This is a genomic window from Mesorhizobium sp. XAP4 (assembly GCF_029269325.1).
GTDB lineage: Bacteria > Pseudomonadota > Alphaproteobacteria > Rhizobiales > Rhizobiaceae > Mesorhizobium > Mesorhizobium ciceri.
This window is the reverse complement of record NZ_JARIXW010000001.1, coordinates 1-22,736: the sequence shown is the minus strand read 5'-3', so window position 1 is coordinate 22,736 and position 22,736 is coordinate 1. Positions and strand designations below refer to the sequence as shown.

The 22,736-nt window shown below is 62.1% G+C and carries 25 protein-coding genes and 1 tRNA gene; 16 read left to right on the top strand and 10 right to left on the bottom strand.

Features of this window, described 5'->3' with window-relative positions:
- Positions 1–81 precede the first annotated feature (81 nt).
- The 3 genes from P3C39_RS00130 (at position 82) to P3C39_RS00120 (ending at position 3,585) form a co-directional block, all read left to right on the top strand.
- Positions 82–1,854, top strand: coding sequence for a hypothetical protein (locus tag P3C39_RS00130; protein ID WP_275952405.1), 1,773 nt, complete (start codon positions 82–84; stop codon positions 1,852–1,854).
- Positions 1,855–2,050: 196 nt separating this feature from the next.
- On the top strand, positions 2,051–2,854 hold the full coding sequence (locus P3C39_RS00125; RefSeq protein WP_027162195.1) for an alpha/beta fold hydrolase: 804 nt from the start codon (positions 2,051–2,053) through the stop codon (positions 2,852–2,854).
- A gap of 113 nt (positions 2,855–2,967) precedes the next feature.
- Positions 2,968–3,585, top strand: coding sequence for a hypothetical protein (locus tag P3C39_RS00120; protein ID WP_275952404.1), 618 nt, complete (start codon positions 2,968–2,970; stop codon positions 3,583–3,585).
- Here P3C39_RS00120 and P3C39_RS00115 read toward each other — a convergent pair.
- Positions 3,569–4,492: a metallophosphoesterase gene (locus P3C39_RS00115; protein ID WP_013529920.1), complete on the bottom strand. Its 924-nt coding sequence runs from the start codon at positions 4,490–4,492 to the stop codon at positions 3,569–3,571. The two genes, P3C39_RS00120 and P3C39_RS00115, sit on opposite strands and share 17 nt — an antisense overlap.
- Before the next feature lie 53 nt (positions 4,493–4,545).
- Between P3C39_RS00115 and P3C39_RS00110 the strand changes: the two genes are divergently transcribed.
- On the top strand, positions 4,546–5,040 hold the full coding sequence (locus tag P3C39_RS00110; protein ID WP_013529919.1) for an NUDIX domain-containing protein: 495 nt from the start codon (positions 4,546–4,548) through the stop codon (positions 5,038–5,040).
- A gap of 1 nt (position 5,041) precedes the next feature.
- Here P3C39_RS00110 and P3C39_RS00105 read toward each other — a convergent pair whose 3' ends face one another.
- Positions 5,042–6,034, bottom strand: coding sequence for a glutathione S-transferase family protein (locus P3C39_RS00105; protein WP_275952403.1), 993 nt, complete (start codon positions 6,032–6,034; stop codon positions 5,042–5,044).
- Positions 6,035–6,308: 274 nt separating this feature from the next.
- On the opposite strand from P3C39_RS00105, the gene P3C39_RS00100 reads away from it, so the two are divergent.
- The 6 genes from P3C39_RS00100 (at position 6,309) to P3C39_RS00075 (ending at position 11,138) form a co-directional block, all read left to right on the top strand.
- Positions 6,309–6,845: an N-acetyltransferase gene (locus P3C39_RS00100; RefSeq protein ID WP_275952402.1), complete on the top strand. Its 537-nt coding sequence runs from the start codon at positions 6,309–6,311 to the stop codon at positions 6,843–6,845.
- A gap of 60 nt (positions 6,846–6,905) precedes the next feature.
- Positions 6,906–7,667 carry a 3-hydroxyacyl-CoA dehydrogenase gene (locus P3C39_RS00095; RefSeq protein ID WP_027162200.1) on the top strand — a complete coding sequence of 254 codons (762 nt, stop codon included), beginning with the start codon at positions 6,906–6,908 and terminating at the stop codon, positions 7,665–7,667.
- A gap of 7 nt (positions 7,668–7,674) precedes the next feature.
- Positions 7,675–8,850: a CaiB/BaiF CoA-transferase family protein gene (locus tag P3C39_RS00090; protein WP_275952400.1), complete on the top strand. Its 1,176-nt coding sequence runs from the start codon at positions 7,675–7,677 to the stop codon at positions 8,848–8,850.
- Between the two features lie 31 nt (positions 8,851–8,881).
- Positions 8,882–9,661 (top strand): HugZ family protein, encoded by a 780-nt coding sequence (locus P3C39_RS00085; RefSeq protein ID WP_275952399.1) that lies wholly within the window; start codon positions 8,882–8,884, stop codon positions 9,659–9,661.
- Positions 9,662–9,813: 152 nt separating this feature from the next.
- On the top strand, positions 9,814–10,158 hold the full coding sequence (locus tag P3C39_RS00080) for a metalloregulator ArsR/SmtB family transcription factor (RefSeq protein WP_013529913.1): 345 nt from the start codon (positions 9,814–9,816) through the stop codon (positions 10,156–10,158).
- A gap of 164 nt (positions 10,159–10,322) precedes the next feature.
- Positions 10,323–11,138: an RNA methyltransferase gene (locus P3C39_RS00075; protein ID WP_027162203.1), complete on the top strand. Its 816-nt coding sequence runs from the start codon at positions 10,323–10,325 to the stop codon at positions 11,136–11,138.
- 92 nt (positions 11,139–11,230) lie between these two features.
- Here P3C39_RS00075 and P3C39_RS00070 read toward each other — a convergent pair whose 3' ends face one another.
- Both P3C39_RS00070 and P3C39_RS00065 read right to left on the bottom strand, forming a co-directional pair.
- Positions 11,231–12,367 (bottom strand): hypothetical protein, encoded by a 1,137-nt coding sequence (locus P3C39_RS00070; protein ID WP_275952398.1) that lies wholly within the window; start codon positions 12,365–12,367, stop codon positions 11,231–11,233.
- Positions 12,368–12,543: 176 nt separating this feature from the next.
- Positions 12,544–13,080, bottom strand: coding sequence for an EipA family protein (locus tag P3C39_RS00065; RefSeq protein WP_224621527.1), 537 nt, complete (start codon positions 13,078–13,080; stop codon positions 12,544–12,546).
- Between the two features lie 391 nt (positions 13,081–13,471).
- Between P3C39_RS00065 and P3C39_RS00060 the strand changes: the two genes are divergently transcribed.
- Both P3C39_RS00060 and P3C39_RS00055 read left to right on the top strand, forming a co-directional pair.
- Positions 13,472–14,101 carry a histidine phosphotransferase family protein gene (locus tag P3C39_RS00060; RefSeq protein ID WP_024504504.1) on the top strand — a complete coding sequence of 210 codons (630 nt, stop codon included), beginning with the start codon at positions 13,472–13,474 and terminating at the stop codon, positions 14,099–14,101.
- Between the two features lie 238 nt (positions 14,102–14,339).
- A complete protein-coding gene (locus P3C39_RS00055) occupies positions 14,340–14,744 on the top strand; it encodes a response regulator (RefSeq protein ID WP_024504503.1) in 405 nt (134 codons plus the stop codon).
- Between the two features lie 104 nt (positions 14,745–14,848).
- Here P3C39_RS00055 and ctrA read toward each other — a convergent pair whose 3' ends face one another.
- On the bottom strand, positions 14,849–15,544 hold the full coding sequence (gene ctrA / locus P3C39_RS00050) for a cell cycle two-component system response regulator CtrA (RefSeq protein WP_006203583.1): 696 nt from the start codon (positions 15,542–15,544) through the stop codon (positions 14,849–14,851).
- A gap of 452 nt (positions 15,545–15,996) precedes the next feature.
- Here ctrA and P3C39_RS00045 point away from each other — a divergent pair, with 452 nt between their 5' ends.
- Complete coding sequence (locus P3C39_RS00045; RefSeq protein WP_013529907.1) at positions 15,997–16,374, top strand: flagellar export protein FliJ; 378 nt, start codon at positions 15,997–15,999, stop codon at positions 16,372–16,374.
- A gap of 97 nt (positions 16,375–16,471) precedes the next feature.
- On the opposite strand, the gene P3C39_RS00040 is transcribed toward P3C39_RS00045, so the two are convergent.
- Positions 16,472–16,870 (bottom strand): helix-turn-helix domain-containing protein, encoded by a 399-nt coding sequence (locus P3C39_RS00040; protein ID WP_127368630.1) that lies wholly within the window; start codon positions 16,868–16,870, stop codon positions 16,472–16,474.
- Between the two features lie 90 nt (positions 16,871–16,960).
- On the opposite strand from P3C39_RS00040, the gene P3C39_RS00035 reads away from it, so the two are divergent.
- Positions 16,961–17,887 (top strand): NADP-dependent oxidoreductase, encoded by a 927-nt coding sequence (locus P3C39_RS00035; RefSeq protein ID WP_275952395.1) that lies wholly within the window; start codon positions 16,961–16,963, stop codon positions 17,885–17,887.
- A gap of 69 nt (positions 17,888–17,956) precedes the next feature.
- Here P3C39_RS00035 and P3C39_RS00030 read toward each other — a convergent pair whose 3' ends face one another.
- Positions 17,957–18,232: a DUF1153 domain-containing protein gene (locus P3C39_RS00030; protein WP_013529904.1), complete on the bottom strand. Its 276-nt coding sequence runs from the start codon at positions 18,230–18,232 to the stop codon at positions 17,957–17,959.
- Positions 18,233–18,521: 289 nt separating this feature from the next.
- Between P3C39_RS00030 and mnmA the strand changes: the two genes are divergently transcribed.
- Positions 18,522–19,712: a tRNA 2-thiouridine(34) synthase MnmA gene (gene mnmA / locus P3C39_RS00025; RefSeq protein WP_013529903.1), complete on the top strand. Its 1,191-nt coding sequence runs from the start codon at positions 18,522–18,524 to the stop codon at positions 19,710–19,712.
- A gap of 56 nt (positions 19,713–19,768) precedes the next feature.
- Here mnmA and P3C39_RS00020 read toward each other — a convergent pair whose 3' ends face one another.
- Positions 19,769–20,734, bottom strand: a complete 966-nt coding sequence (locus P3C39_RS00020) for a Gfo/Idh/MocA family oxidoreductase (RefSeq protein WP_024504501.1) — start codon at positions 20,732–20,734, stop codon at positions 19,769–19,771.
- A 240-nt stretch (positions 20,735–20,974) separates the two neighbouring features.
- On the opposite strand from P3C39_RS00020, the gene P3C39_RS00015 reads away from it, so the two are divergent.
- A tRNA-Met gene (locus P3C39_RS00015) sits at positions 20,975–21,051 on the top strand.
- A gap of 181 nt (positions 21,052–21,232) precedes the next feature.
- On the opposite strand, the gene fghA is transcribed toward P3C39_RS00015, so the two are convergent.
- Positions 21,233–22,078 carry an S-formylglutathione hydrolase gene (gene fghA / locus P3C39_RS00010; RefSeq protein WP_275952393.1) on the bottom strand — a complete coding sequence of 282 codons (846 nt, stop codon included), beginning with the start codon at positions 22,076–22,078 and terminating at the stop codon, positions 21,233–21,235.
- A 212-nt stretch (positions 22,079–22,290) separates the two neighbouring features.
- The coding region (locus tag P3C39_RS00005) for a zinc-binding dehydrogenase (RefSeq protein WP_275952392.1) at positions 22,291–22,736 on the bottom strand (446 nt) is incomplete at its 5' end.

Sequence of the window (22,736 nt, the reverse complement as noted above, 5' to 3'; positions counted from 1 at the left end):
TAATGGGGTGTATACTTGTGTGGTGGTGCGGGACCTATATGATCGCGCCTCAACCTGTGCCGACTTCGAGAGGATCGACACTTGCAGCATGCCACGCCTGCCGCCCCCGCAGTGCGCGAGACACTGGAGCGACTGCTTGCCAGCCAAACGTTCGGCCGATCCGAACGCGCGCGCAAGCTGCTACGTTATCTTGTCGAACGTGAACAGGCCGGCGAAGCCGACAGGCTCAAGGGCTTTTCCATTGCCATGGATGTTTTCGGCAAGGACGGCGATTTCGACCCGTCCACCGATGCCGTGGTGCGGGTGCAGGCAGGCAGGCTGCGCGAGCTTCTGCAGCACTATTTCGCCAATGAGGGAATTGCCGAACCGGTCCGCATCGCCATTCCGCGCGGCGGCTATGTTCCTGCCTATGAATCGAATGCGATCCGCCTGCCGGATATTGCCGAGGCTGTTCCCGAACTCAGGCTGGACGGCGCATCCGCCGATCGGTCAAACGAAGCCGGCACGGGCACGCCGGAGGCGATGTCTCTGACTTCCGTACCGACTTCGCCTGCCCCCTCGGTGGCGCGCCATCTCCGCTTTTTCTGGATGGCGATCGCGCTGGTCATCGCCATGCTGGGCGTACTGATTCTTCGCCAGGGCAGCACTGCCTTGCTGGCAGGCGGCGACATCTCGGCAACGCCGGAGACCGCTGGTGCAACCGCAAGCATCACATCGTCGGCAAGGGCTGACGCCCTGCCGCAAGTCTATATCGGACTCAAGGCTGACGGCCCCGACGCCAGCCGTGTCGCCGCATCGCTGCGCGCCGGCCTGAGTGGCTTCGATACGATCGACTTCATCGGTCGCGACACCGTCAACGATCCAGCCGACGACGCTGCGAGCTTCATATTCGACATCCTGCCCGGACCGGACGCGGGCGATATCACGATAGAACTGCAAAGCATGGCGTCCGGACGGGTGCTTCTATCGCGCAATCTCACCCCTGCCGACAGCGCACCTGCGGCGGTCGAAGACCGTATTGCCGACATGCTGAGCTTGGCACTCCCCGCCTCCGGCACCATCTACAACTATATCGAGCAGACCGGCACGCCAAACGGTCTGACGCAGTGCCTGCTGCTCAACGGCAAATATTACCTCGACCAGAACGCCAGGACCCATGAGGCGGCCTATCGTTGCCTCGAGAAGCTGGCCAATGGTGGAACCAAGTCCTCGCTCGTCTATTCGGAACTTGCTTCCCTGCATCTCGAGGCGGTGTCCGATCATTACGCCTATCCGCCCAACGCGACGATTGAAACAGCCGTCGAGTTTGCCCATCGCGGCGTGCAGATGGGTCCGACCAGCCCTTATGCGCATCGCGCCTACGGCTATGTCAGTTCGCGCCTCGGCAATACGGACGAATCAATCCGCTGGATGCGCAAGGCCTATGAACTCAACCCCTACGATCTCGGCATGGCCGCCGCTTACGGCTACGGGCTGATCTTCGCCGGACGATACGCCGAGGGAACGCCGATCCTCGATCATGCGGCGGAGACCTTCAGCGGACACCCGACATGGTGGGACTATGGGCTGTTCGTCGGTGAGCTCATGCTCGGCGACACGAACAAGGCAGTCGCGGCCAGCATGGCACTGAGAACGACGGCAACGAAATCACACTATCTGGCGGCACGGCTGATCGGCGCCAAGGCTGCCGGACAGGACCATCTGGTGAGCACGCTGCTGAAACAGTTGACCACCGAGTTCCCCAAATTTGCCGCCGATCCGCGGGCGACTTTCGTCGAGCGGAAATATCCGGCCGACCTGACCGACCGGCTGGTTCAGGCACTGCGTGTTGCCGGGCTCGGCAGCCCGAGCTGACACCATCGACGTCCGCGCACTGGCTGCGCCATGTCCCGATGGGTTTACTGCGCTCGATCGCCGAATGCCGGTTGATCCCCAAGTTCTGTACACAACCGTACAAATCGCGAAAATTTTACTGGTCATCATGTCGGACTAGGAGCAATTCAGCCACGATTGGTGTCGCGCATTCTGCAATAACAAAAAATCAGCTTTCATGACCGCATCACTTTTTGCCGCCGAAGAGGGTGTTGGCTCGAAGGCCATCGTCCTGCTGCACGGTTTCGGCGGCTGCCACGATGTATGGCGCGAGGTGATTTCCGCTCTGACGCCTTCCACGCATACGCTGGCCTATGATCTGCCTGGGCATGGGATGTCGCTCGACTTTCCCGCCGCCGGTCCGGCCAGGGTGGCGGCCAAGGCCGTGCTGACCGACCTCTCGGAGCGTCGCCTGAAGCGCGTTCATCTCGTGGGCCACTCGATGGGTGGTGCCGTGGCGGCGCTGATGGCGCTGGCCGAGCCCGAAAAGATAGCCTCGCTGACGCTTCTGGCGCCGGGCGGCCTTGGCCCCGAAATCAATGGACCGCTGTTGCGCCGCTATGCCGAAGCCGCGGATCGGTCCGAGATCCGCTCCTGCCTCTCCGTGATGTCGGGACCTTCTGCCCTGCCGCTCGAACATACGGTAGACATCCTTTGGGAAATGCGCAGGCGACCCGGCCAACTCGAAAAGCTGGTCGGGATCGCGGCCGCCATGACCGTGGACGATCGGCAAGGCGTCATCCCGCACGATCGCCTCGATCGGCTGAACATGCCGGTAATGGTGGCATGGGGAACCAGCGATGCGGTGCTGCCCTTTACCCAGGCGGATGACCTGCCGGCGCATTTTCACGTGCACCACGTGCTGGAGGCGGGCCACATGCTGGCCGAGGAAGCACCCGACCTCGTTGCCGAGATCATTCGCCGCAACACCAGCCGCCGCGCCAGGCCGCACCGCCAGAAATTCGCCGCAGCAGCAAGCTGACCTTTTCGCGCACGACGACCCTCCTGAGCATCCCGACGCCGTCGATCTCGCCAGTGCATTTTGCCGGCGGCTGTGTTAACCCAGTGTTAACCAAACCCACGAGGCAGACGCCGATGAAGGAAGCAGGCGAGAAGACCATCGACCAGTCGAAGAAACTGTCCGATGCCATCCGTGATGTCAAAAATGCCTTCGCCGACCGCGACGATGTCGTCGTCGACATGCGCGAGGCGCATCGCATGCGTCTCGATCTGCTTGCCGCCGAGCTGGCGCCGGTTTTTGCCGATGTTCCGGCCGACATGGACAATTTCGACTTTGTCGTCTCGTCGGGCTTGCAGCCGCGCCTGTGGATCGACGCCATCAGCCATGTCGCCATGGGGCGCGACCGCCGCACCTATCGCTTCCTCAAGGACACCCGCATCGGCCGGGTGGTGCTTGCCGAATCCACTGAGATGAAATCGGTTGCCGATTCCGTGACGCGCTATGTCGCCGAGCGCATCGTCGAGCGTCAGAGGATGCTGGAAGGCGGCGTCGAACCCGCCGTCGCCGGCCTGAAACGTGCGTATGTGCCAGAAGCCGAACCGCCGCTGCGCGCGACGGAGCGCGGCAAACGCTGGTCGGCCCTTCTGTCCGGGCTTGGCCTGGTCGCTGCCGGCGCACTGGTCGGCCTTGTGGTGTCGGTCGTCCTGTTCTGGGACCGCATCGTGGCCATGGTTATCAATTGGCGGCCATAGCGGCCTCGGCGCCAAGCTCCACCGTCTGCAGATCGGATGGCGGTATGGACGGCCCGGTCAGGCCGCGCCGTGTCAGCCGGATCCGCCAGTTTCCCTTTTCACCGTCAATGTCGAACAGATTATACTGCGCCGCCGGGTGCTTGCCACCCGGCGCCTGGCCGGCGGCAGCGACACCGACCGCCGGGATCCTGACGCCTCGACCGCCGATGAAGAACAGCGACGGCAGATGCGAATGGCCGTGCAGCACAAGGTCGGCGCCATGGCGGCGAATGATCTTGTTGAAGCGGGCGATGCCGAACAGCCGCTTGTGCTGCGGGACCGCGCCGCGCACCGGCGGATGATGGATCATGATGACGCGGAACAGCCCCTGTCCGGCAGTGTCCTGGAGGATTTTGCCGAGCCTATCCCCCTGGCCTTCCATGAAAAACCCATTGGCCATGAAGGGTGCCGTGGCGCGCGCCGTCGAGACGCCGATCAGCGCGACATTGCCGCGTACACGCAGATAGGGGAAGGCGTTGCGGTCGACCGGCGTGTTGACGCCGTCGCCGCTCATCCACGCCGCCCAGGACCGGCAGACCTTGTCGAAGGCGCCCGGCACATAGGCGTCGTGATTGCCCGGAACGACCGAAACATCATGCGGCGGCCCCAGCGTCTCCAGCCAGTGCCTGGCCATCTCGATCTCGCCGTCGAGCGCCAGATTGACCAGGTCGCCGGTGACGGCGAGGTGATCAGGCGTGTTCGCCTTGATGTCGGCGACGATCGTGTCAATGACCGCATCATGCATATGGCGGCGGCGGTTGCGCTGCCAGTTGACATAGCCGAGCACGCGCTTGGAGGCGAGATCGCGATAGGATACATCGGGGAGCGGCCCCAGATGGACATCGGAAATATGCGCGAGCCTGAACATACAACCTTCATAGGCGACCCGCGCGCGGCTTTCCACCCACGGTTTCGCTATCAATGACGAGCCCTGAAGATGCCTTCCGCCAGACCGGCTGGCCAGGGTTGAGGGCCAGGCTGTTCCATCTCTATTTCGTGCTGCGGAGGCCGATGACGCTTGGCGTGCGCGGCCTGATCCACGACACAGCGTCCAGATCCGTCTTCCTTATTCGCCATACCTATGTACCGGGCTGGCAGCTTCCCGGCGGCGGCGTCGAAGTCGGCGAGACGATGAACGAGGCGCTGGCCCGTGAACTGGCCGAGGAAGGCAACATCGCTCTGACCGCCCCGCCGGTGCTCAAATCGATGCATTTCAACCGCCGCTCCAGCCACCGCGACCATGTCGGCTTTTATCTGCTCGAGCATTTCAGCCAGACGGCGCCGAAGCTGCCGGACCACGAGATCGCCGAAGCCGGCTTCTTCCCGCTCGACCGCTTGCCGCAGGGCACGACGCCGGCGACGCTGCGCCGGATCGCCGAGGTTTTTGACGGCGAGCAGCCCTCGCCCTACTGGTAGATCAGGCCGCCGCTTTCTCGAAGCGCGCCCGGTCGTGCCGTGCGCCATAATCGAGATCCGGTCCGACAGGCACGATCCGCGTGGGATTGATCGTCTGGTGGCTGCCGTAATAATGCGCCTTGATGTGATGCATGTTCACCGTCCCGGCCACGCCAGGGACCTGATAGAGATCGCGCAGATAGTTGGACAGGTTCGGGTAGTCGGCGATGCGGCGCAGATTGCATTTGAAATGGCCGACATAAACCGGATCGAAGCGCACCAGCGTGGTGAACAGCCGCCAGTCGGCCTCGGTGATACGACCACCGACGAGATAGCGCTGTTTTGCCAGCCGCTCCTCCAACGTATCCAGCGCCGAGAACAGCTCGCCGAAAGCCTCTTCATAGGCGCGTTGCGTGGTGGCAAAGCCGGCGCGATAGACGCCGTTATTGATGGCGGGATAGACCAGCGCATTGATGCGGTCGATCTCGCCGCGCAACGCCTTCGGATAGAAATCGAAGCTGGCGTCGCCCCATTCATCGAAGGCTGAATTCAGCATGCGGATGATTTCGGAAGACTCGTTGGAGACGATGGTCTGCTCCTTTTTGTCCCACAGCACCGGCACAGTCACCCTGCCCGAATAGGCGGGATCGGCCTTGGCATAGATCTGGTGCAGGAAGTCGAGGCCGTAGAGCGTGTCGCCCGTGGCGCCGTCCTCAGCTACGAACGTCCAGCCGTTGGCGCCCATGAAATGATGCACCACGGACACCGATATGATGCCCTCCAGCTTCTTCAGCGCGCGAAAGATCAACGTCCGGTGGGCCCACGGACAGGCAAGCGAGACATAGAGGTGATAGCGGCCGGGCTCGGCCTTGAAACCGCGCGTCCGGCCTTCGGCGGGCGCCCCGTCAACGGTGATCCAGTCGCGCCATTGCGACTGCGCCCGCACGAACCTGCCACCATTGTCCGCCGTATCGTACCGCCGGTCCTGCCATCTTCCTTCGACCAGCAATCCCATGCGAATCTCCTTGCGTCCTGTTGGTTGATGTAGGCGCAAGGCTGCCCTGTCGAAGACGTCAGGTGCTGAACAGACCGTCACTTGGCAGAAATGACGGACAGAAACGGCCGATTGCAGCGGCGGGAAATTGATGCTAGCGGACAATCCGCATGTCCGACTTTGCTTTGATCCGGTTTGACCGACGACGAAAGGGCGCCCGCGCTTGATGAAGCGCTGACTGGCGAATGCTGCCGTTTGCAGCAACCTTTCCTCCTTGTACCGGACCGCAAAGACCATGAGCCTTGCCGACGTGAAATACCTGCCGGAAACCCCGGCGCACGACCCCGAGATCGAAGCCATCAACGACGAAGCCTTCGGGCCCGGCCGCTTTGTGCTGGCCGCCTACAAGATTCGTGAGGCCGGAGGGCACGAGCGCTCGCTGTCCTTTGTCGCCGTCAATGACGACATCGTCGTCGCCTCGGTGCGCATGACCCGCATCGCCGCCGGTGCCGGCCGCGCATTGATGCTCGGGCCGCTCGCCGTGCGGCCGGCCTTCAAGAATCTCGGCATCGGCCGCCGGCTGGTGGCGATCGCGCTCGAGGCCGCTGCCCGGGCCGGCGCACCTGCCGTCATGCTGGTCGGTGACGAGCCCTATTACGGGCCGCTCGGTTTCAAGCGGATTCCGCGCGGCCAGATTTCGATGCCGCGCCCCGTCGACCTCGACCGGCTGCTGTCGCACGAGATCGCGCCGGGCGCGGTCGCCAGGCTCTTGGGCGAGGTCTGCCACGCCGATCAGGCCAGGGTGACCGATCCTACCGCGGCGATGGCTTGACCTTTCCCATCGATCTGGCGCCTGATCCGTCCACTGTTCCTGAGATCAAAGGATGACGTCATGAACCCGAACGGCCAGATCGCGATCGTCACCGGCGGCGGCTCCGGCCTTGGCGAGGCAACGGCGCGCGCGCTGGCCACCAAGGGAGCCCGCGTCGCCATCTTCGATGTCGGTATTGACCGCGCGGTCAAGGTCGCGGCCGAGATCGGCGGTATTGCCGTCCAATGCGACGTCAGCAGCGCCGACAGTGGGACTGCTGCCCTCGCCGACGTCGCCGCCAAGCTTGGCGAGCCGCGTATCCTGATCAATTGCGCCGGCATCGCCATCGGCGTGAAGACGATCGGCAAGGATGGTCCCCATCCCCTTGATCAGTACCGCAAGGTGATCGAGGTCAATCTGATCGGCACGTTCAACATGATCCGCCTCGTCGCCGAACGCGCGTCGAAGCTCGAGCCGCTGCCGGGCGGCGAGCGCGGCGTCATTGTCAACACCGCTTCGGTTGCCGCCTATGATGGCCAGATCGGCCAGGCCGCCTATGCGGCGTCCAAGGGCGGCGTCGTCGGCATGACGCTGCCGGTGGCGCGCGACCTTGCCCGTTCCGGCATCCGCGTCTGCACCATCGCTCCCGGCATCTTCAAGACGCCGATGATGGCCGGCATGCCGCAAGAGGTGCAGGATTCACTGGGCGCCGCCGTGCCGTTCCCGTCGCGCCTGGGCGAACCGTCCGAATATGCCGCTCTCGCCCTGCACATCATCGAGAACCAGATGCTGAACGGCGAGACCATTCGCCTCGACGGCGCCATTCGCATGGCGCCGAAATAAACCGGTCATGAGCGCCGGCCTGTCCGCTGCCGCTAAAACCGGTCCGCTGACCGGGCTGAAGGTGATCGAGATGACCGGGCTCGGCGCCGTGCCGCTGGCCGGCCTGATGCTGTCGGAGATGGGCGCGCAACTGTTGCGCATCGAACGGGCGGGGACGAGCCAGCTCCTGCCGCTGCCGGATGAGTATAACATCGACCGCCATGGCCGCGCCGTGCTGCGCCTCGACCTGAAGCGCCGTGAAGGCACCGATCTGTTGCTGCGCCTTGCCGAAAAGGCGGACATGTTGCTCGAAGGCTTTCGCCCGGGCGTCATGGAGCGGCTCGGCCTCGGCCCGGAAACGGTGCTGGCGCGTAACCCGGCGCTGATCTACGGCCGTATGACCGGCTTCGGCCAGGGCGGTCCGCTCGCCGGCCGCGCCGGCCATGACATAACCTACCTCGCCTATAGCGGCGTGCTGCACGCCATCGGCCATGCCGGCGGCCGTCCCGTCCCGCCGCTCAACCTCGTTGCAGACTGTGGCGGTGGCGCCATGATGCTGATTGCCGGCGTGCTGGCCGCCCTTTTCCAACGTTCGCGCACAGGCAAGGGTGAAGTCATCGACGCAGCGATGGTCGATGGCGCCTCGATGCTGGCGGTGCCCCTGCACGCCTTGATGGCGGCCGGCTTGTGGAGCGACAAGCGCGGCGCGAACCTGCTCGATTCCGGCGCCCCGTTCTACGACACCTATGAGACGTCGGACGGACGCCATATCGCCATCGGCTGTCTCGAGCCGCAATTCTTCGCCGAATTCGCCAGGCTGCTGCCGCTCGACGAGCGCTTTGCATCCGGCCAGTACGACAAGGCCCTGTGGCCGCCGATGCGCGCCGCCATTGCCGATCGGATCCGGCAGAAACCACGCGACGACTGGGACCGGTTGTTCGCGCAAACCGATGCCTGCGTTGCACCCGTTCTGTCGCTGCAAGAGGCGAAGCACCACCCGCACAATCGGGCACGCAATGCCTCTGTGACGGCAGGTGCATTTGAACGCCCGGCCCCCGCGCCGCGCTTCTCGAGCTCCCAACCGACATTGGCCACTATGCCAGGCGATGAGGATCTGTTGCCGTCGACAATGCTGGCACGTTTCGGCTTTGCGAAAGCCGAGATCGACGACCTTGTCAAATCCGGCTTGCTGACCGATAACTAGAGAACAAAGATCAACTTACTGCGGTGCTGCCTTGGACGAGCCGAAGAAGGACGTGATCCGTGAGACGGACGCCGAAGCGATCCGGCTGGCGAAGACGCTTCTGCGCAGCGCCCGCTTTGGCGCCCTGGCGGTGATCGAACCGCAAACCGGCTCGCCGCTGGCCAGCAGGGTTGGCGTGGCCACCGACATCGATGGCGCACCGCTGATCCTGGTGTCGATGCTTTCGGCGCACACCGGCGCGCTGCTTGCCGACCCGCGCTGTTCCCTGTTGCTCGGCGAACCAGGCAAGGGCGACCCGCTGGCGCACCCGCGCCTGACACTGGTCTGCCAGGCGGTAAGGATCGAGCGCGGATTGGCCGAACACGCCCGCACCGAGCGCCGTTACCTCAATCACAATGCCAGGGCGAAACTTTACGCCGGTCTCGGTGACTTTTCGATCTTTCGCCTCGATCCGCAACGCGCCAGCCTCAACGGCGGCTTCGGCAAGGCCTATCAGCTCGACCGATCGGATCTGCTCGCCAGCGGACCGGTCGTCGAGGAACTCGCGGCGCGCGAACAATCGGCCATCGACCACATGAACGCCGACCATCTCGACGCGATCGCCGTTTACGCACAGCATTTCGCCAAAGTATCCGGCAACGGCTGGCGTATTGCCGGATTCGATGCCGATGGCATGGATCTGGTGTCGGGCGACGATGCTTGCCGGGTCTTTTACCCGCAACCTCTGGGCGCAGCAGGTGAATTGCGGCACGTTCTGGTCGATATGGCGAGGGCGGGCCGAGCCATTGTCGACGCCGGGACTGAGACTTAATTATGCTGGATCAAAAGCAACACTTGAGATTTAGGTGAAATGCTCTACCTTTTAGTGACGCTGAATCGCCAGCGCCGATCGATAAGTGAATTTATGGAATCAGACGCCATTGCCCCCATGGCGTCGGGATGAACAGGAAGCATGGGGGATCGATGGTCTCGACAAAGCTAATCGTGAACGCCGAATCGGCGGCAGAGTTTCTCATGCTGATGGGCAATGAGAAGCGACTGTTGATCATGAGCTACCTCGCCGAAGGTGAAATGTCGGTGGGAGCCATAGCCGAGAAGGTGATGCTCAGCCAATCCGCCCTGTCCCAGCATCTCGCCAAGTTGCGGGCGCTCGACCTTGTCGACACCCGCCGCGACCGCCAGATGATTTACTACTCCTGCAAATCCGACGCCGTGCGAGAACTGCTTGTCATGCTGGACGGCATTTTCGGCAGCGGCAAGGATGACCTGTCCCAGATGGCGCACCGCTTGCGCCGTGCTGGAACCTGACCACACAGCCGCCGATCTCGCCGGCGATTCAGAGCGACATGCGCCCATTTGGGGCGCAAAAGCTGGCTGATTGTCCCGAAGTGTCGCACCGTGCTTTCCAATCAAGGTGAGCGCCGGGAAGCGGTCCGGATTTTCGGGGCCGATGCGACGGTCGCGAGGAATGCATGGATCCCATTCGCATCGACGACCCGCAAGATCCGCGCGTCGCTGCCTATCTCGACATTCGCGAGCGTGACCTCGCCGGCCGGCAAGGCCGCTTCGTCGCCGAAGGCAAGGTGGTGCTCGACCTGCTGCTCACAACTGGACGCTTTGCCGCCGAATCGGCCCTCGTCCTGGAAAACCGGCTGGCGGGTCTCGACAAGATCCTGAGCAAGGCGCCCGCCGACCTCCCGGTCTATGTGGCCACCAGCGCGGTGATGGACGCAATCGCCGGATTTCACATGCATCGCGGCATCCTGGCCATGGGCCGCAAGGGAGCGCCGCAGCCGGCTGAAGCCCTGCTCGATGGCTTGCCGCCTCGTGCGCTGGTCGTGGTGCTCGTCGGCATCGCCAATCATGACAATGTGGGCTCGATCTTCCGCAACGCCGCCGCCTTTGGCGCTGACGCGGTTTTGCTGGATGCGACGTGCTGCGACCCGCTCTATCGCAAGGCGATCCGCGTTTCGGTCGGCGCCGCGCTCAAGATCCCGTTCGCATCGTTCACCGATACCGCCGGCTTCACAACGACGCTCGCCCGACGTGGCTTCGAACAATTCGCGCTCTCGCCACGCGGGAAGACCGACATCCGCGATGCGCAGCGCAGCGAGCGCCTGGCGCTCTATCTCGGCACCGAGGGCGAAGGCTTGCCGGACGACCTGCTCGCAAGCCTGCACGACGTGCGGATCACCATGGCGGAAGGCTTCGACAGCCTGAATGTCGCCGCGGCTTCAGCCATCGCGCTGCATCATTTTTCGGCTAGAGCAATTCTAGGAAAAGTGTGAAGCGGTTTTCCGTCCAGAATTGCGTCAAAGCAAAGAGTTAGGGCATTTCGCCGTTTCCGTGAAACGGTGAAATGCTCTAAGGAAGCCTGACTTCAGCTTGTCGCGTCAGCCTTCTGCAGCGCGCGCACGCGGTCGGCAAGACTGCGGTCACCGTTGCCGGAGCGTGCGTCCGACGGTACCGCCAATGCCATGGCGATCGGCGAACCAGGCCCCTCGAGCTTGGCCGTCAGATGGACGACCTCCGCCGCCAGCTCGTTCATCTGCTCGCGCAAGGCGGAGCTGCTGTCAGTGGCCTTGGAGGCGGCTAGTGCGGTGAGATCCGCCTTCAGCCGTTTGTTCTCGCGCGCCAGCGCCGTCAGCCTCGCCTCGAGCTGCTCACGGTCGCTATCGAGCTTGGCGATTGCCTTGTCGAAATCATCGCTCCTCGCGACATCGCCGCCCTTGCCGACCAGCCGCAAGGCTGGCGCGCTGTCCTCGGATTTCGATCTTTCGCGCATGCGTGCCAGTTCCTTTTCGCGGCGGTCGAGTTTGTCTTCTCGATCGGCAAGTGTGGCCAGCAGCCGTTCGACCTTCTTGTCGAGCTCGGCGGTCTTTTTCTTCTCGGCTTTCAGGGCGTCCCGCGCGGCCTTGCTTTCGGCCGCGATTTCCTGGCCGCGCCTGTCGGCTTCCTTGCGCTGGCCGCGCAGCATCGCAATGTCGCTGGCGAGTTTCTGCATTTCGGACTCTCGCGCCACGAGCTCGATCTGCCGGCTGCTCGAGGAAAAACTGGCGTCGTCATACATGCGCTCCAGCTTTTCCAGCTCAAGGGCGCGCTTTTCCAGCTTGCGTTCGGTTTCCTTCAGACGCTCCGAAAGCTGCTGCAACTCGCCCTCTCGCTGACGCAGCGCTTCGTTCTTCGCGCCCAGCTCGGTCAGCGCCTGGTTCTTGTCCGTCCGCTCGACCGCCAGGCCCTTCATGGCCTCGCGACCGCGATTGATCTCGACCAGTTGTTCGGCCGCCTTCTCACGCAACGCCTTGACGCTGATTTCCAGGCGGCGCGTCGCCATGGCGTATTCGGCGCGGATGCGATCCTTGTCCGCCTGGATCTCGGTCTGCGTCAGAGGGATCGAGGATTCGATGCGTTTGCGTGTAAGCGCGACCGCACGACGCCATATGGCCGGAGCCACCATGAGCGCCAGAAAGCCAGCGCAGAGAAAGCCGAGGACGAAGAACAGGACCGACTGGACCAAGTGACTACCCGTTGTGGCCGGCAAGCATCAAAAGCGCATAGATCGCTTTGACTGTGCCACGTTGACATGGCGGAAATCCAGCGTTGCGGCAAGGGTTTGCCGCAACGGTACGAGTTTAATGCATGTCGACCCAAAAGCGGTCCCGGTTTTGGACAACGACAGCCAAGGACTTCAGCCTAGAACGGATTCCACGTGGCCCGCTCGGTAAGCTTCAGATAGCCGAGATTGACGCCGAGCCGAGCACCGACGCCGGTGCGGATCGGCACCAGGAGAACATTGTTGTTCTTCAGCACGTTGAAGCCGACGCCCGCCACCACATAGGCTGAACCGGCAACGCCGCCATAGCGGTTGTAGAGGCTGCCCACATCATCGAGATTGTAGACCAGCATCATCACCCGCGACCCCTCGCCGCCGAAATCCCAGCCGAGCGACGGGCCTTGCCAGAACACTTTGTGGTCGCCGGCATTCTTGGTGTAGAGCGTGCCTTCGCCATAGGTCAGGCCACCGATCAGCGCACCAGAACCCTCTTCGCCCAGCAGATAGCCGTTGGGCAGGCCGTAGGAGGCAAAAATCTTCTCGATCACCGTGGCGAGTCCGCCCGATGTGGCGCCAAAAAATTTGTGACCGGAATCGACAATCTCCTGAGCGGTGTATTCCTGGGCCCGCAGGGCTGAAGTCGAGAAGACGAGAACGCCCAGGAGCGTGACCGCCATTGAGAAGACACGGAGAAAGCTCCGGTCGTAGTATCGGGAAAACATGCTTCCAATCTCCGTCAGGGAGCACCTTCGCCGACGCCTCGCACCCCGTACGGCTCTTTTAGCCGGCCGTTAAGGGTAACTGTTAGGGGCAAATTATGCCGTAATCCTTTTTCAACCATTAAGCTCCCACATGAACATGGCGGTTCGAAGGCTGTTTGGGGTCGCTCAATTGGGGTCGGCAGCCTGCGTGAACACGCCATTTGCCACAACCACAATTTGGATTTGTTGCTGCACGCACGGGCGCTGTGTATTCAGAAAGCCTGAGGAGAGAGTGCGTGATTCGTGTGGCAGGCGACGATCGATCGCCCGGCCATGAGTTGTGAGATTTTGCAGGGATTTTTCGCCGATGGCCGATCTGTTCACCCTTTCCGCACCCGATCTGGCAGCGCTTTTGTGCAGCCGGGTCTGCCACGATATCATCTCGCCGGTCGGCGCGATCAACAACGGGCTCGAATTGCTTGATGAAGGCGGCGCCGATGAGGACGCCATGAAGCTGATCCGTCAGAGCGCCCGCAACGCTTCGGCCCGCCTTCAGTTCGCCCGCATCGCCTTCGGTGCCGCCGGTTCGGCCGGTATGTTGATCGATACCGGCGATGCCGAAGCGGTCGCCATCGCCTTCCTCAAGAACGAAAAGCCGGAACTGACCTGGAACGGGCCCCGCGCGTTGCTGCCCAAGAACAAGGTCAAGCTGCTGCTCAACCTGATCCTCGTCGCCAATGCCGCCATTCCGCGCGGCGGCAAGCTTTCCGTGACGCTGGAAAACCTTGAGACCGAACCGCGTTTCGCGCTTGCGTCGGCTGGCCCGATGCTGCGGGTGCCGCCGAAATTCCTCGAACTGCATTCCGGCCACAAGCCGGAGGAGCCGATCGACGCGCATTCCGTGCAGCCCTATTACACGCTGCTTCTGGCGCGCGAGGCCGGCATGACGATATCGATCCACGCGACGCCGGAAGAAATCGTGCTTTCGGCGGCCTGATGCGCAGCCGATAAAGCGAAGTATTTTTTCATTTAAAGCTGTAATTCCAGCTCATCGACTTGAGATGCGTCTGGTCGTTCAGGCGGCGCCAAAGCATTCGTGAATAAAAGTAGGCACCTGCCCATCTTTGTAAAAATTTTACCTAACGCCTTTTCGGCTTCTTTACCAGATTGGCCTATGGTGCGTCCTGGATGCCCCCGACGCTACCGGACTGCCAGAAGGCAAAGAGGACCCGGAAATGAAACGCTGCATGTTCGTCGACGATTCAAGCGTTATCAGGAAGGTTGCAAAACGCATCCTGGGCGGCTCCGAAATGATTGTCATCGAGGCCGCCAGCGGACTTGACGCGCTGGAGATGTGCGCCGCCGACATGCCCGACATCATCGTCGTCGATGGCGCCTTGCCCGACGTACCGGCGGTCGATCTCATCCGTCGCGTCCGCGCCATGGAGAGCCCGATAAGGCCGCAGATCCTGATTTCCCTGGTCGAGCTCGATATTGCTTCGATCATGCGGGCCAAGCGAGCCGGCGCCCAGGGCTATCTCTTGAAGCCGTTCAACCGCCCGCAGTTGCTCGAGCGCTTTCGCACCTTGAAGAGCGCACCTGATTCGGCATCCTTGAGCAACTCCAGAAAAAGTGCGTGACGGTCTTCTGCTCGGAAGCCCAAAAGCAGACCGTTACCAGCCCATCATGCAAAAACCCGGCCGAAGCCGGGTTTTTTATTGAAAAGATTCGAACGATTCGTCGCTCAGGCGCTGACGCGAATGTCTTCCGGTTCGCGCAGCACATAGCCGCGACCCCAGACCGTTTCGATGTAGTTCTGACCGCCCGATGCCGCGTCGAGCTTTTTGCGCAGCTTGCAGATGAAGACGTCGATGATTTTCAGCTCAGGCTCGTCCATGCCGCCATAGAGGTGGTTGAGGAACATTTCCTTGGTCAACGTGGTGCCCTTGCGTAGCGAGAGCAACTCCAGCATCTGGTATTCCTTGCCGGTCAGGTGCACGCGCTGGCCGCCCACTTCGACTGTCTTGGCATCGAGGTTGACCACCAGGTCGCCGGTGGTGATGACCGACTGGGCGTGGCCCTTGGAACGCCGCACGATGGCATGAATGCGGGCAACCAGCTCGTCCTTGTGGAATGGCTTGGTCATGTAGTCGTCTGCGCCGAAGCCGAGGCCGCGCACCTTGTCCTCGATGCCGGCCATGCCGGAGAGGATGAGAATAGGTGTTTTGACCTTGGAAAGGCGAAGCGTTCTCAAGACCTCGTAGCCTGACATGTCAGGCAGGTTGAGGTCGAGAAGAATGATATCGTAGTCGTAGAGCTTGCCTAGATCGACGCCCTCTTCACCGAGATCGGTCGTGTAGACGTTGAAACTTTCTGATTTCAGCATCAGTTCGATGCTTTGTGCGGTTGCACTGTCATCTTCTATCAGCAGAACACGCATTTTATTCCCCTTTTCTGCTGCCGGACCATTTCACGACCCGTCCGGACCCGGAGCAGTGGTTGCCTTGTGCAGAGGCTGCCATTGAATGGTTAACAAATCCTAATTTCCCGTCCATGACGGTACCAGATTTTTTAACCTCTTTCTACACCCTCTTGAATCTAATAACGAATCTCAGAACCAAATTCCTAATGCAACACATTAACAACCTGGACTAAGCGACTCCAGGGACTCATCGACGTCGCTTCCGCATCGGTGGCCGGAATTTTTACCCGGCCTTAAGTCCTGACCCGTATGATTAACAATGCCCGTAAACGAATGGTTACCGCCGGCAAAAAACTTTAGGGTTTTGTTTCCCATAGTTGGGGGAAAGCCGGTGGACACGGGTGCGGCCTGGGCGTTTCCAGGTGGTTTGGACGATAAGTGCGGGTGTGCGTTTCCGGGAGTACCGAATCATGAAGTCACGTGAAAACCTCGTTCGGCTGAAACAGTTTCAGGTGAATGAGAAGCGGCGGCAGCTGCTGCAGCTCGACATGATGATCGCCGAGTTCGAACGCATGGCCGTCGAGCTGGAGCTTCAGATTACCGCCGAGGAAAAGAAGGCCGGCATCACCGACATCAACCATTTCGCCTATCCGACCTTCGCCAAGGCGGCTCGCCTGCGCCGCGACAATCTCAGGAATTCCCAAAGCGACCTCGCCCAGCAGCGAAGCGCCGCCGAATCATTACTCGGCGAAGCTGAAGCGGAGCTTTCCAAAGCGGAAATGCTGGAATCGCGCGACACGAAGATCCGCGAAGCCGAAGTCGGTGGCCGCAGCGCCATGATCGGCTAAAACCCTGCCCTTGGCGACGTCAACGCTCGCCATCGGACTGGCGCATTGTCGCGGCTTGCGGCCCGGCGGGAATACGCCCAGAAGAATGAAAACCGCCCTACGCGGCCCAATCCCCTTCATTCTCGGCAATTGCCTTTGCACGGGCATCCTTGATATCCGGCGCATGCTGCTCCGCCCATGACCTGATCTGGGTAAGCAGTCCCGCCAGGTTCTGACCGAGCTCGGTCAATTCATATTCGACGCGCGGCGGAATGACCGGAAAGATCTCGCGCCGTACCAATCCGTCGCGCTCGAGCACGCGCAGCGTCTGCGTCAGCATCTTCGGCGTGATGCCGTCAAGCTTCCGGGCAAGCTCGCCATTGCGCAGCCGGCCTTTGCGCAGCGCGCAAACCACCAGATAGACCCATTTGCTGGCCAGCATCTCCAGCACTGTGTGCGAAGGACACGTTCGCCGGAACGCGTCATAGCCGAAACCGCAATCATCTTCACTATCCATGAGGTGCGTATGTATCAGGAAGGTACATACTGGACAAGGGGCTATTACTATCCAAATGATAGTGGCATCAACCGAGCAGGAGACATCTCAATGCGTGCCGCTATCCAGAATTCCGTCGGCGGACCCGACGTCCTTGTCATCGCCGATCAGCCCGATCCCACGCCAGAGGCCGGCGAAGTGCTGGTCGGTGTCAAGGCCGCGGGCATCAATCCGGTCGATGGCGCCGTCCGTGCCGGCTACTACCCCTTGCTCGGCGAGCCGCCCTTCATCCTGGGTTGGGATATCTCGGGAACTGTCAAAGCACTCGGCGCCGGCGTCACCGGCTTCAAGATCGGCGACGAGGTGTTCGGGATGCCGCGCTTTCCCAAGCAGGCCGCCGCCTATGCCGAGTTGGTTGCCGTACCTGCCGATCAAATCACACTGAAGCCGAAGGGCGCGGGCCACCTCGAGGCAGGCGCCTTGCCGCTGGCCGGCCTCACCGCCTGGCAAGGGCTTGTTCGCCACGGCGGGCTGAAATCGGGGCAGCGCGTATTGGTGCATGCGGGAGCCGGCGGCGTCGGTCATCTGGCGGTGCAGATCGCCAAGGCGCGCGGCGCCCACGTCGTCGCCACGGCCAGCCCGGGCAAGCTCGATTTCGTCCGCAACCTCGGCGCCGACGAGGTCATCGACTACACCAAGGGCGATTTCACCGAACATGTTCGCGACATCGATCTGGTGCTGGATCCAATGGGCGGCGACCACGCCCAACGCTCGCTGAAGGTGCTCAAGCGTGGCGGCGTGCTGGTGTCACTGCTCGATGTCAGCGACGACACCAGGGCGCAGGCCAGTGCGCGCGATATTCGGGTCGAGCGTATGTCGGTCGTGCCCGACAGGGAGGGCCTGCTGGAACTGGCTCGGTTGATCGATGCCAACAAGATCACCGTCCATGTGGCGAAGAGCTTCCCACTGGACCAGGCGGGGGCCGCTCACGCCTTCCTTGCCACCAAGCCGATCGGCAAGGTTGTGCTGTCGCTCTGAGCGGAACGGTGACCGTGAAAAACAGAAGGGCGCGGAGTTAGCCGCGCCCTTCGTCTAAATTCGCAATGGTCAGTGCCGGTATTGCTGGATGCGTGTCGTGCGCAGCCCGGCAAGGCCGTATTCGTCGATCGACGCCTGCCAGGACAGGAATTCCTCGGTGGTGAGCTTGTAGCGTTGGCATGCCTCGTCCAGGCTCAAAAGCCCGCCGCGCACGGCCGCAACCACTTCCGCCTTACGCCGGATAACCCAGCGACGTGTATTGGTCGGCGGCAGATCGGCAATCGTAAGAGGGCTGCCGTCAGGCCCGATAACATATTTGACTCTCGGTCTAACCAGATCGGTCATCGTACTCTCTACAAAAAACTCAAAGACCCAATCCCCGCCACGTTACCGCCACAGCTTTAAAAATTGCCTAAGCAGACCCTAATGACTAGGTAAGGATCATGAACGCCGCGTTAGTCTTTTCGCCGGCATTTGAAACATCTGCCCGCAAACCCTGATTTGCCGGGGGAAAATGCATCCCTTGGCGAAGATCGGCCACAAACGGTGAATCGCCCTGCACGCTGGCGCGCCGGTAAAGCTTGACCTATATTCTCGACATTGGCATTGAGGCGCCGCGCAGAACGAAAGCATCATGAACAGTCTCGATCTCCCCGGACGTCCCGAAAACACCCGCATCGTCGTCGCCATGTCCGGCGGTGTCGATTCATCGGTCGTCGCCGGCCTGCTGAAACGCGAGGGCTACGACGTCGTCGGCGTCACCTTGCAGCTCTACGACCACGGCGCGGCGACGCACCGGGCCGGCTCATGCTGCGCGGGGCAGGACATCGACGATGCCCGCCGTGTCTCCGAGACGCTCGGCATCCCCCATTATGTGCTCGACTACGAGGAACGCTTCCGCAAGGCGGTCATCGATCCCTTCGCCGAAAGCTACGTCGCCGGCGAGACGCCGATCCCGTGCGTTTCCTGCAACCAGACGGTGAAGTTCGCCGACCTCCTGGCCACCGCCAAGGAGCTCGGCGCCGACGCGCTGGCCACCGGCCACTACATCCGTTCCGGCGCCAATGGCGCCCAGCGCGCGCTCTACCGTCCGGTCGACGCCGACCGTGACCAGAGCTACTTCCTGTTCGCCACCACGCAGGCGCAGATCGATTATCTGCGCTTTCCCCTCGGCGGCCTGTCGAAGCCTCAGGTTCGCGCCATCGCCGAGGAGATGGGGCTGGCGGTTGCCGCCAAGCAGGACAGCCAGGACATCTGCTTCGTGCCGCAGGGCAAGTATTCCGACATCATCGCCAAGCTGAAGCCAACTGCGGCCAATCCGGGCGACATCGTCCACATCGACGGCCGCGTGCTCGGCCGCCATGAGGGCATCCTGCGCTACACGATCGGCCAGCGCCGTGGCATCGGCATCGCTTCGGGCGAACCGCTTTACGTCGTCCATCTCGATGCCGACCGGGCTCGCGTCGTGGTTGGCCCGCGCGAGGCGCTGGAGACGCACAAGATCTATCTGCGCAATATGAACTGGCTGGGCGACGGACCGCTCACAGACGTCCCTGCCGGCGGCCTGGAACTGTTCGCCAAGGTCCGCTCGACGCGGCCGCCGCGCCCGGCCGTGCTGCATCATCGTGCCGGTGCCACATGGGTGGAACTGGTCGACGGCGAGTCCGGCATCGCGCCGGGCCAGGCCTGCGTGCTCTACTCCGATGACGGCAACGAAGCCCGCGTGTTCGGCGGCGGCTTCATCGAGCGATCGGAGCGTGGCGCCGAGGCCGAGGCCATGCTGACCCGGCTTGCCGCCCGGCCGGCCCAGATTCCCGCGGAATAAGATTCCCGCGGAATAAGATTCTTGCCGAATAAGTTTCCTGCCGAATAATCCGCGCTTCAGGAATTCGACTTGGTGTGGGTGACCGTGCCGGCGGTCAGGATGCGCAGCACCCGGATCGCTTCCTCGCCGCTGGTACGCGGTTCGGCACGCGTCTCGATGCACTGGATGAAATGCTCCAGCTCGCGCGTCAGCGGCATGCCCTGGGCAACCGCGACATAGGACGGCTCATTGGTGGTGAAGGCCCATTGGCCGCTGTCCTGCCACACCGCGTGGCGGTAGACGGCCAGCTTGCGTTCCCATGGCTCGACGTCGTCGAACACCGCCATTGCCTTGGTGCCGACCACGGTCAGCCGCCGCTCGCGATAGGGATTGAGACGCGAGGTGAAGAGATGGCTGCGCAGGCCGTTGGGGAAGCGCATGTGCAGATGCGCGAAGTCGCTGAGATTGTCGAGCAGGGCGGCCCCCTCGCCGCGCACCTCGATCGGCTCTGTGCCGGTGATCGCCAGGATCATCGACAGATCGTGCGGCGCCAGGTCCCACAGCGCGTCGTTCTCTGTGTGGAACTTGCCGAGGCCGAGCCGGTGAGAGTGGATGTAGCGGACCTCCCCGAGTTCGCCCTTGTCGATCAGCCCCTTCAGCGTCTCGAAGGCGGGGTGGAACCGCAGGACATGGCCAACCATGAAGACGCGGCCATTGTCCTTGGCCGCCTGCACCGCACGCTCGGCATCCGCCACCGTCAGCGCGATCGGCTTTTCCACCAGCACGTCCTTGCCGCTCTCGACGGCACGTACCGCAAGGTCGGCATGGAATTGCGGCGGCAGCGCCATGACGATGGCGTCGATATCGTCACGGACGAACAGCTGGTCCGGCTCGATCGCCAGGCAGTCCTGCTCGCTGGCAAAGCCTTCCGCGCGGGCCCGGTTGGTATCGGAGACCGCGTGCAGCGCGCCGAGCGCCTTGAGAGTGCGGATGTGGTTGCTGCCCCAGTATCCGCAACCGAGGACTGCTATGCGCGGCTTCATCTGTTTCAAACTCTAAAAACTCGTGGCCGAGACATAGCGACGTGCCCCTTCGAACTCAACCCCGGCGGCGACAACCAAATGTCGCCGCGGCAAAGCTTTTCGATAATGACGATAAGCCGGCAAGCCGGTTGCTTCGAAGCTTGACAGGCTCACCTTCCCAACCTTATATCCGCGCGACCTTGGCGAACGCCCCCGACATGCCTTTCGATTTGAGGCGGATTTCGGGCCTTTCGCCGCCCTGGCGGGGTAGCTCAGTTGGTTAGAGCACGGGAATCATAATCCTGGGGTCGGGGGTTCAAGTCCCTCTCCCGCTACCAAAATCCAGTTAAACCATTGAAATGGCTAAAAATTTATACGCGTTGGTAGCGCTTCCGGTTGAAATTGTTCAACAATTTCAATGCGGCGCCATCGTGTTCCTCGCCCCGGTAGAGACAAGAAAGAGTAACGCGGTCCTCGCTTGGACGAGGATTAATCCGATTGCATCGCTCGGACCTCGACCTATGCAAGCCGTTCCGCATGCCATCTCAAATGGTCGTCCATGAATGTCGAAATGAAGAAATACGAATGGTCGTATCCGTCCTGCATGCGCAACGTCAGCGGAATGCCGGCTTTGGCGCAGACCGCCTCTAATAGCCAGGGTCTCAGCCCGTCATTCAGGAACCCGTCCGATGTTCCCTGATCGATGAGAAATTCCGGGAAGCGGCGCCCGTCTTCAACAAGCGAAGTAGCGTCGTAGGCCCGCCACGAGGCCTCATCCGTGCCGAGATATTTTTCGAAAGCCGGCCTTGACCAGCCGGCAGCGCTTGGCTGCACGATCGGCGCAAATGCCGAGCAACTCCTGAACCGCTGCGGGTTTTTCAAAGCAATCGTCAGCGCGCCGTGTCCGCCCATCGAATGGCCCGTTATGGCTTGGCGCGACATGTCTGCCGGAAAATTAGCGGCGATCAGCGTGGATAGTTCCTCGACGAGGTAGGAATACATCCGGTAGTTCTTCGCATAAGGCTCCTGCGTTGCATCAAGATAAAAGCCGGCGCCGCCGCCAAACTGCCAATTGTCCTTTTCATCAGGGATGTCGGCGCCGCGCGGACTGGTGTCTGGACAGACGACGATCAGGCCAAGTTCGGCGGCCATGCGCCTGTATTCGCCTTTGTCCATGACATTTTGATGGGTGCAGGTCAGTCCCGACAAATACCACACCACGGGGCAAGGCGTTTCCCGGGCCTGTGGAGGCACGAAAACGGCAAACGTCATGTCGCAGCAGCAACTCGTCGACAGGTGCGAATAGATGCCCTGCACTCCGCCATGGGATTTTGCCTGGGAGATGGTCTTCATGGGTTCCGGCATATTCCCTCTCCACGGATTTCAAACACCAATGGGCCGGTGTCTACGGCATCGACATTGATCGCGGCAACCCGGGCGGATCAGGTGGGGTCGAACCGACCGGCGGCGCGGACATCCGGAATGTCAGTCGCGCCGCCGGCCTAACGCCCGATGTCGGGGAGGCACGGTATTTTGGGAACACAGAGCCTTCGACGCGAGCGTGTCGTGTGAGCCGGTCAGTAAACCACGACGCTGCGAATGCTCTCCCCGGCATGCATGAGATCGAAACCCTTGTTGATGTCCTCGAGCTTGAGCGTGTGGGTGATCATAGGGTCGATCTGGATCTTGCCGTCCATGTACCAGTCGACGATCTTCGGCACATCGGTGCGGCCGCGCGCGCCGCCGAAGGCGGTGCCCATCCAGGTGCGGCCGGTGACCAGCTGGAACGGCCGCGTCGAGATCTCCTGGCCGGCGCCGGCCACGCCGATGACCACCGACTTGCCCCAGCCGCGATGCGAGGCTTCGAGCGCCTGACGCATGACCTTGGTGCTGCCGGTGCAGTCGAATGTGTAGTCGGCGCCGCCGATCTGGTCGGCGCCACGCTTGGTCATGTTGACGAGGTAGGGCACGACATCGCCGTCGATCTCCTTCGGATTGACGAAATGCGTCATGCCGAAGCGCT